This is a genomic window from Caloramator australicus RC3 (assembly GCF_000297115.1).
GTDB lineage: Bacteria > Bacillota > Clostridia > Clostridiales > Caloramatoraceae > Caloramator > Caloramator australicus.
In genome coordinates this window covers 1-1,594 of sequence record NZ_CAKP01000140.1, presented here as the reverse complement: position 1 = coordinate 1,594, position 1,594 = coordinate 1, and the positions used below count along the sequence as shown (strand labels likewise).

General features: G+C 31.5%; 1 protein-coding gene. It reads right to left on the bottom strand.

Translation table 11 applies throughout. The annotated features are described in order from the left end of the window. Window positions 1-63: 63 nt before the first annotated feature. On the bottom strand, window positions 64-1,482 hold the full coding sequence (locus tag CAAU_RS13225) for an ISLre2 family transposase (RefSeq protein WP_202801054.1): 1,419 nt from the start codon (window positions 1,480-1,482) through the stop codon (window positions 64-66). Window positions 1,483-1,594 lie beyond the last annotated feature (112 nt).

Genomic DNA, 1,594 nt, shown 5'->3' with positions numbered 1-1,594 from the left:
GTTAATTTTTATAGACAACCCCCTAAAATGTTTAAAATCAAGACTTTCGTAAGCTTTTAAACTTTAAATTATATTTTCATATTTAATTGATTTTAATATCTTATACATTGGCGTTACTTTTCCAATATTTAATATTGTTATATTATTTATTCCTTCTCGTGAAGAATTATTTATTCTTTTAATTGTTTCTTTTATCTTCTTTTTATTTAATCTAAATGTTTCAACGTCTTCCTTGTATATACTTATTTCCCTTAAATTACCTCCATTCCTGCTAAATACCCTTAGCTTTGCCATTATCTTTAATCCCTCTTTACTCCATCCTAATGGCCTACTGCTTAATCTCGCTGATAATACATGGCTTATATGCCCTTCTGCACTGCATCCTATTACATCCTCGTCCTCTTTATATATTACTATCCCTTCCCAGTTATTTAATATATATCTCCTTGCTTCTTTTGCTCTCTCCTTTTCTGTCTTAGTTTCTGCTATATTTATTAACTCCTTAAATATCTCCCTTAAAACCTTCTTATCCCCTTCATTTATCGCTCCCCATATCTTTTGCCTATATTCTTCTCGCTTTGCTGTCCCTCTTATTATGTATTTGTTCAAATGATATCTATCTAATACAAATTTCGCTTTCGGAATCCATTCCATTCCTTCCTTTATCCATCTTGCTCCATCTCCTGCTATGTATATCTTTTCTATGCTCTCTATTTCATAATTGTCATACACATAATTCGCTACATCTATCCATATTTCTTCAGCTTCTACACCAACGTATGCTTTGTAATATACATTCTTTAATTCGTTTCTCCCATTTTTGCTTTGCCTTCCTTCATGTATATATACAAGCCTTGGCATCTCCTTCTTCCCATCCTGCAATGCCACATGATCCTCATCTGCTTCTATGTATAGCACTCTTACTTTCCTCTTTTCTTTTACTTCCCTTTTTACTTCTACTTCTCCTACCTGTCTTATTGCATTAAATACCGTCTGTCTACTTAGTTTCTCCGGACATGTTATTTTACTACTCTCCTCATAGGACATATTAATTGCGTTCTCCACCAGCTTTATCTTTACTTCTTTATCTACCTTCTCATGTTTGCTTATCCCTATAATTTCATCAAGTAAATATCTATATTCCCCATTCTTCTTAGATTTGTAATACGTTCTTGCATATTCTATTTCGCCTAGCATTGTTACAATCTTTTTCTTGTCTTTCCTTTCTACTACCCATCCCTTTTTCCTTTTTTCATCTTCTTTAATCGTTTTATCTAATTCTTCTAAAAAGTCCTTTATTATGTTTGCTCCTAATTCATCAGTCATTTTTTTAACTACATCAACAAGTTTTGTTAAATCCCATTCTTTTGATATAGTTTCTTCAACATTTTTTATTRATTTAGTAGTGAAATTTATTAAATGTTGTTGTATAATATTATTCAAAAGAGACACCCCCTTATTGGTTTGTGTGTTTTTTTTCACTTTTATTTTATCACAGGGGTTGTCTCTTTTAAATTTTTTGTCCTTTTTCGTCCTACAATAATTTTACACTATGAAAGATGTGGCTTAACGTGTCCTTCGGATAAAGATTCAC